The organism is Ferrovibrio sp. (assembly GCF_036381655.1).
Taxonomy (GTDB): domain Bacteria; phylum Pseudomonadota; class Alphaproteobacteria; order Ferrovibrionales; family Ferrovibrionaceae; genus Ferrovibrio.
Genome location: NZ_DASVCJ010000070.1, coordinates 1 through 7,458, shown reverse-complemented (window position 1 = coordinate 7,458; position 7,458 = coordinate 1). Strand labels below are relative to the sequence as shown.

Below are 7,458 nucleotides of genomic sequence, written 5' to 3'. Positions count from 1 at the left end.
TGATGATGCCGCACCGCCTCCGCCGTCATCGCCGCCTCCTTTCCGGCTCCGATGCTGTCGCCAGATGGCGCCATTGCGCGAGCAGGACGATGCCGGCGACGATGCCGACGATCGTGCCGGACGCGGCGCTGATCACCGGATCGAACTGCATGCGGATCTCGGCCCACATCCGGATCGGCAGCGTCTCCGTCTGCCGCCCGAGCAGGAAGAGCGTGACCAGCAGTTCGTCGAAGGAATGCAGGAAGGCCATGATCCAGGCGCTTGCCAGCCCCGGCAGCAATGCCGGCAGCACGACGCGCCGCAAGGTCAGCACCGCCGTGGCGCCCAATGTCGCGGCGGCATGTTCCAGGGTGCGGTCCAGGCCGCGCACGGCACCGAGCAGGACGACGATCGCATAGGGCACGGCGATCAGAAGATGGCCGATGACCAGGCCGGGAAAGCTGCCCAGCAGCCCGAAATCGGCGCTGGCGACATAAAGGCAAAGCGCGACGATGATCACCGGCACGAGCAGCGGCGCGATGATCAGGAAGAAGACGACCCGCTTCCCGGGAAGCAAGCCGCGCACCAGGGCGAAGGCGGCGGCAGCGGCGATCACCACCGCCAGGCTGGCGACCAGGATGGCCAGGCGCAGGCTCATCCACAGCGCGGCGCGCCATTCCGGGCTGGTCAGGAAGGCCTCGTACCAGCGCCAGGAGAAGCCCGGCGGCGGAAACACCAGGAACGGCGAATCGCTGAAGGACAGGATGTAGACGACAACCAGCGGCGCCAGCATGAAGGCAACGAAGAGGACGGCATAGCCGCGCAGCAGCAGGCCGCCAAGCCAGGCCGGCCGGCCGAGCACGGCGATCAGCCCCCGCTCCAGCTGCACGCCCAGCCAGCGCACTGGACCGGCAAGCCGGCCGGGCCTGCCCCGGCGGCGCCCCCGGCCGCCGATCGAGGATGCCTGCGGCGCCCAGATCTGCTCCAGCGGCACCAGGCGGCCGGCGATCAGCAGCGCGGCGACGGTCACCAGCAACAATAGGACAGCGAGCGCATAGCCGAAGGCCAGGTCGCTCAGGCTGGTGATCTGGGTCACCACCAATTGCGCGATCATGGTATCGGCGGGACTGCCGAGCAGCACGGGCGCGATGAAGAAGCCGATGGCCAGGATGAAGACCAGCAGGCCCGCCGCCACGATTCCCGGCAGGCTGAGCGGCAGATAGATTCGCAAGAAGGCCTGCAGCGGATGGGCGCCGAGCACCCGGGCCGCCCGCAGCAGCGCATGGTCGATGCGGGCCATGCTGGCATAGAGCGTAAAGACCGCGATCGGCGCCAGCACATGGACCATGCCGATATAGACCGCAAGCCGCGTGCCCAGCAGCCGCAGTGGCTGATCGACGACGCCCAGCGCCAGCAGCATCGTGTTCAGCACGCCATGGCGCCCCAGCAGCGACATCCAGCCATAGGTGCGGATCAGGAAGGCGGTGAATAGCGGCACCAGCAGGAACACCACCAACAGGGCGGCGCGGCGGCGCGGTATTGCCGTCAGGAGATAGGCGATCGGATAGCCCGCCATGAGGCAGCACAGCATGACCACAAGCGCGATCTCGAAACTGCGCAACAGGACGTCGCGGTAGAGCGGCTCGGCCAGAATGGTGCCATAGCGGCTGAAATCGAAGGCCGCGCCGTCGATGCTGCCCCAGATGGCCCGGCCCAGCGGCAGCAGGAAGCACAGGACCACGAGGAGCAGGGCCGGCGTCAGTTGCAGGACCGGCCGCAGGCCTTGCGAGACGGCGGCATCCGGCCGGAATCTCCACGCCGCCATCCGCCGCCAGCGGCTTTGCCCGGATGCGCGACCGCGCAACGGGGCATCGGCGGCACAGCGCCGCGCCGCAGCATCCCCGGGAGCGGGCTCTGCCGCCTGGTGCTCCTCCGCGCCACCGTGATGCCCCGTTGCCGGGTCCGACGCCGCCATTCCGGCGCCCTTGCCGAACTGCCGCGCCGGATCAGCCATGCTGCCTTGCCTTCTGCTCCGGTGCCGCCAGCCAGCATGGCCGGTGCAGCGTGCCGCTATAGACGATGCGGGCCGTCCCGCAGATGTCGATTTCGCGCAGCGCATGGCCGCCCGGCAAGGCATGCGTCGGCGAATGCCAGGTCAGCCGGATGACATCGGCTGCCACACAGGCCTCGACCGGCCCGAGATCGGTGGCGATGCTGTGCCGTGCCGCAGCCAGATCCTGCTGGCTGCAGAAACGGGCGGCGCAGAATACGCCATTGATGTCGACGGCTGGATCCGCCAATGCCCCGGCAGGCCTTTCCCCGGCGGGCCTTTCCCCGGTGGGCTGGGCCGGTGCCGGCATCCGGCTGGCCGGCCGTGAGGCGGGCCTAAGCGTGACGAGCCGGTAGGCGGCCGGGGCCGCGGCGAATCCGATGAGCAGCAGCCCATCCGCGCCGATGCCCCGGCCGCGATGGCAAAGCTCTTCGGCCAGACGCGCGCCATGATGGCGCCAGCATTCATCGCCACCGGCCAGCAGAAGATCGGCGAGCGTGCCGTCGGCGAGCAGCACGAAATCGCGGCCGCTGGATTCCAGCTTGCTGAAGGGGAGAAGGCGCTCCTGCATGCTCATGTTCCAGGCTTTGCTCATGCGTCCTCGATCTCGCCGGCCAGGCCGAAGAGGGCCTGGCCGGCGGTCACCAGCGGATGCGTGCAGCGCCATAGCAGGATGCCGGCGGCCGGCGCCTGCAGGTCGTGCCCGACGCCGCCGCCCAGGTCTTCGATCCGGCCCAGCAGCTGGCCGGCGGCGATCCGCTCACCCGGCGTCACCGCGTATTCGCACCAACCATCCACCGCGGCGGCGATAAAGTGATAGCTGCCGGCGAGCGCCGGAGCCGTGCCGGCGACCTCTGCGCCGCCCGCCAGCATGCCGAGCTCGGCGGCCGCGCGTTGGACGCCGGCGACATGGAAGGCCGTGCTGGCGGCATCGAGCAGACCATTGGCGCCGGCTTCGGCGAAGACGGCACGCTGCCGTCGCGCCGCCCGCGCCGTACAACTGCGCCCCGGCCGCGCCAGCGCCGCAGGCGACAGCCGCACAATGACCGGCGGGGCGAAGGCCCGCGCCAGGGCGAGATTGCCGGCATCGAACCCCGCATCGCCGGTCTGCTGCACGATGGTGAAGGGCACCATCGTCTCGCACAGATCCCCGCCATGCAGATCGATCAGCAGATCGGCGTCATCCGCCCAGTCGTTCAGCAGGGCATCGGCCAGAGCCTCGCTGAAGCTGCCGCTGGCCGATCCGGGGAAGCTGAAATTGATGTTCTTGCCGTCGACCGGACTGACATGCTGGACATAGCCGGCAAGGGCCGGCGGATCGACGATCGGCAGGATCGCGACCCGGCCGATAAACGCCGCCCGCCGGAAATATGCGATCAGTTCCCGCGCCGCCGCGATGCCCGCCACCTCGTTGACATGCATGCCCGCCATGATGCAAAGCCGCGGCCCCGGCCCGTCGCCCTCGATTTCATAGCTAGACCAGCGGTGGTCCTGCAAAGCCGCCGCCGCAAACCGCAGCGGCCGTTCCGTTACTGTCCTGACACGCACGCCATATCCTCGCCTGTCTCCGGTCCCACTCTCCGCCCGGCCTGCTACTTACGTCCGGCCCTGCTCACCTACATCCGGCCCTGCCCGCTCTCCGCCCGGCCTTGCTCACCGCTCTCCGTCCGCTCACGATCTTCGGTCCGCTCACGATCTCCGGTTTGCTTACGCTGTCCGGGTCCGCTTCATGCTCCGGGCCGCTTCATGCTTCCCGGCACAGATCGGCGCCAGTCCGCGCGCCACCTCCGCGAGGAGCTGCGTCTTCTGTCCGACACCATGCAGGACGGCAGCCGCTCCTCCGCGGCGGGACGCCGGCTTGCATTCTCGGCCAAGCGATGCCGCGCCCGATCCAATCGCCGCATGGCCGATGACCGCCGGCAGATGCCTCTCCCAGGGACGGCACTAGCGGGCCAGCTCGCTGACGCAGCGCGCCATGGCCCGCTCCCAGTTGGTCTTGCCGTCCGGGCCGGTGGCGGTCCACCAGCGGTAATCCTGGTAGACCACCTCGTCGGCATTCTTCGGCGAGCCCGGCAGCCAATCCATCAGCTCGGGGCGGATATAGGTGTAGGCCTTGCGGTTGACCGGGCCGAAAGCCATCAGGTTCGCGAACTCCGCCTGCGGCTTGGCGCGGCTGACGAAGGCCAGGAATTTCATGGCGTTGACGACGTTGGGGCTGTGCTTGGGGACGACCCAGTAATCATACTGCACCAGGGCATGGTGCCAGGTCAGGCCGACCTTGGCCCCCTGCTGGCGCGCGCTGTAGATCCGGCCGTTGAAGGCGGTGGAGACCGCCAACTCGCCGTCGATCAGCCCTTGCGGCGCCTCGCCGCCCATCTGCCACCAGCGGCCGACATCCGGTTGCAATTTCCTCAGCATGGCGAAGGCACGATCGAGATCGATCGGATAGATCGATTTCTTGTCGGCGCCTGAGGCCAGCATGGCGAATTCCAGATTGCCGCCGGAGATCAGACGGTCGCCGCAGCCCGACAGGCCGCGCGGGCCGGGATAGGCCTTGACGTCGAAGAAATCCGCCCAGGTCTGCGGCCGCGGCTTGTCGGCGGGATAATCCGCCTCGTTGTAGGCCATCACGACGGCATAGAGGATGGCGCCGACACCGTATTCGTGTCTGAGCACCGGCGAGATGCCGTCGAGGGTCTCGGCATCGAAATAGGAATAGTCGATCTTCTCCAGCGCATCACGCTTGATGAAGCTGGTGATCGTGCCGGCGCTGAGATTGGTCAGATCGGCATCCGGCTGGCCACGCTCGATCGAAGCCAGCAGTTTGCCGCGATCGCCCGGCACCAGCACGACCTTGATCCCGGTCTCCTTCTCGAAGGGTTCGAAATAGGCCTGGCGCTGTGCCGCCTCCCAGCTGCCGCCGCCGGTCGTAATCACAACTTCGCCGCTGCCATGCAGATCCGGGGCGGAGGATGCCGGTTGCGCCGCCAGACTGGCCGGAACCAGCAGCGGCAGACAGGCGCTGAAGATGAGATGTCGCAACAATGGTCTGATCATGAACTCCTCCCCGTTCGTTTGCGCGCCGCAGCGGCCGGCGCTGTTTGGAACTTGCCAGCTTGCAAAGCGCAGCCTTGCAAAGCGCAGCCTTGCAAAGCGCAGCCTGCAAAGCGCGGCCTGCAGCTTGCGGCCTGCAGCTTGCGGCTCCGCAGCCAACGGCTTGGCGATTGAGCGCCGGCCGCTGGACAGGGCGCGGCGCACCGGACATCGCCATGCAGGAGCGTGAAATGCAGCCATCCGCTGTGGCCGGGGCAGTACAGGGAAGAGGACTGTCCGAAACAATCTGCGTTTTGTCGGTTCCCGCCGTCGTTCCGGCAAAATCACGCCAGGCGCAGACAGGCTGAAGCCATTCGTGGCGGCCGGACCCTGCAGCTGGCGATGGGGAGGATGGCCGCCTTGCAAGGCGCCGGGCGGATCCGACCGGCCGCCGCCCGTATGCCGATATGACCGCCAGATCGCCGAAGCCGGCGGAGGGATCGTCACTTCGACGCCATTCTCCGGCCGACAACTGGCTTACACCGAAGCCGAAGGCCAGAGGACGCAGCGAGGGACATCACATGGCAGAGAAGAAGGGCCAGCGGCAAAAGGGCAATCCCGCCAATGGGCGCGGTCGTCCGCGCGATCCGAACGGGCCGGCCCGGCAATGGCGGCAGACCACAGCGTCAAAAGCCGCCGATCCCGCCGCTGGCGCCGCATCCGTCGCCAGCGCGGCCGGCAGCGATTCTGCCGCGGCCCTGCTCGGCGCCGCCAACCCCGATGTCTGGGGCGCCTTCATGCCGCGCCCGCAGGGCTTCGACGCCTTGCTGGCCCGTTTCTACGAGCGGCCGGTCGATGACCGCAGCAGGCCGCAGATCTGGTGCTACACGGATCGGCTGTCCTATCGGCCCGGCGAGAGCCTGCGCATCCATGGCTGCTCGAGCCGGGATAGGGCGACATTGACGATCTATCGCGATGACCTGCAGCAGACCCCGTTGATCGAGCTGCCGGCCGTGGCGCTGCCGTTTGACATGCCGCCGGCGGATTTCATCGAACAGGGCTGCGGCTGGCCGGTGGTGGCGCAGGTCAAGCTGCCGACCGACCTGCCGAGCGGCTTCTATATCATTCGCGCCGCCATCGAGGACGGACAAGGCGGCGTGCGGGAGCAGGAACATGGCTTCTTCGTGCTGCCCGGCGCACCCGGCGCCCGCGCCAGACTCCTCCTGATCGCCGCCACCAGCACCTGGGCGGCCTACAACGACTGGGGCGGCGCCTGCTCCTATTGCGCCGACAGCCATCCGCAAGGCCTGTCGATCGCACCGCGGCTCAGCATCCACAGGCCCTATGCCAAGGGCTTCATCTGGCTGCCGGAGAATGCGCCGCGCAAACTGCACGATGTCGCCCCCGGACCGGGCGAGATCACCCGCTATCCGCAATTCGAATTCGCCTTCCAGCGCGGCTACAGCCGATACTACGCCAATGCCGGCTGGGCCTGTTACGAGCGGCTGTTCGCCCATTGGGCCGAGCGCAACGGCTTCGCCCTTGATTTCGCCAGCCAGCATGACCTGCACTTCTCGCCCGAGCTGCTCGACGCCTATCGCTGCGTCGTCATCGTCGGTCATGACGAATACTGGAGCTGGGAGATGCGCGAGGCGGTCGAACGCTATCTCGCCAAGGGCGGCCATGTCGCGCGCTTCGCCGGCAACTTCGCCTGGCAGATCCGCCTCGAGGCGGCCGGCAGCGTTCAGGTCTGCTACAACCGGCTGGCCCGCTCCCATGATCCGCTGATGGGCACGGCCCAGCAAAGCCGTGTCACCACCTGCTGGGAGGATCCCCTCATCAACTGGCCCGGCGCCAAGACGCTGGGCCTAAACGGCCTGTGGGGAATCTATGCCGGCTTCGGCAGCCTGGTCGGCCATGGCAGCGGCGGTTTCACCGTCTACCGGCCGCAGCACTGGGCCTTGGCGGGTACCGGGCTGGGCTATGGCGACCAGCTCGGCGCCGCCGCCCGCATCTTCGGCTATGAGGTCGACGGCCTGGACTATGTCATCCGCGACGGCCTGCCGCAGCCGACCGGTCGCGACGGAGCGCCGGAGGGCATCGAGATCATCGCCATGGGGCTTGCCCATAACCGTGAGACCGCCGGCGGCCTGCGCGGCGAGATGACCTATCTGCCCGATGAAACCCCTTTCTTCGCTTTCTGCCGCTACGGCGAGGATACGCCGTTAAACCGCGACAAGGCCGGCCGCGGCAGCGGCATGATCATCACCATGCCGTTCGGCCGCGGCGAGGTTTTCAATGCCGGGACCATCGACTGGGTGGCCGGGCTGAAACGGGGCGATGCCGCCACGCAGATCGTCACGCGCAACGTGCTGCAGACCTATGCCGGCGATTGA

The 7,458-nt window shown here is 68.0% G+C and carries 5 protein-coding genes; 1 reads left to right on the top strand and 4 read right to left on the bottom strand.

Annotated elements, in window-relative coordinates; genetic code table 11:
- Window positions 1-25: 25 nt before the first annotated feature.
- From VF194_RS16230 to VF194_RS16215, 4 genes are all read right to left on the bottom strand, one after another.
- A complete protein-coding gene (locus VF194_RS16230) occupies window positions 26-1,993 on the bottom strand; it encodes an ABC transporter permease subunit (RefSeq protein ID WP_330892237.1) in 1,968 nt (655 codons plus the stop codon).
- Window positions 1,986-2,624, bottom strand: coding sequence for a hypothetical protein (locus VF194_RS16225; protein WP_330892236.1), 639 nt, complete (start codon window positions 2,622-2,624; stop codon window positions 1,986-1,988). Before VF194_RS16225 ends, VF194_RS16230 begins: the two co-directional genes overlap by 8 nt.
- Window positions 2,621-3,577, bottom strand: coding sequence for a succinylglutamate desuccinylase/aspartoacylase family protein (locus VF194_RS16220; RefSeq protein WP_330892235.1), 957 nt, complete (start codon window positions 3,575-3,577; stop codon window positions 2,621-2,623). The genes VF194_RS16225 and VF194_RS16220 overlap by 4 nt, the downstream gene beginning before the upstream one ends.
- A 396-nt stretch (window positions 3,578-3,973) precedes the next feature.
- A complete protein-coding gene (locus tag VF194_RS16215) occupies window positions 3,974-5,086 on the bottom strand; it encodes an ABC transporter substrate-binding protein (protein WP_330892234.1) in 1,113 nt (370 codons plus the stop codon).
- Window positions 5,087-5,643: 557 nt separating this feature from the next.
- Between VF194_RS16215 and VF194_RS16210 the strand changes: the two genes are divergently transcribed.
- Window positions 5,644-7,458: a N,N-dimethylformamidase beta subunit family domain-containing protein gene (locus VF194_RS16210; RefSeq protein WP_330892233.1), complete on the top strand. Its 1,815-nt coding sequence runs from the start codon at window positions 5,644-5,646 to the stop codon at window positions 7,456-7,458.

Bases quoted from the DNA above. Each gene is read 5' to 3' on its own strand.
- VF194_RS16210 (WP_330892233.1), top strand. From the start codon at position 5,644: ATGGCAGAGAAGAAGGGCCAGCGGCAAAAGGGCAATCCCGCCAATGGG.
- VF194_RS16215 (WP_330892234.1), bottom strand. From the start codon at position 5,086: ATGATCAGACCATTGTTGCGACATCTCATCTTCAGCGCCTGTCTGCCG.
- VF194_RS16230 (WP_330892237.1), bottom strand. From the start codon at position 1,993: ATGGCTGATCCGGCGCGGCAGTTCGGCAAGGGCGCCGGAATGGCGGCG.
- VF194_RS16225 (WP_330892236.1), bottom strand. From the start codon at position 2,624: ATGAGCAAAGCCTGGAACATGAGCATGCAGGAGCGCCTTCTCCCCTTC.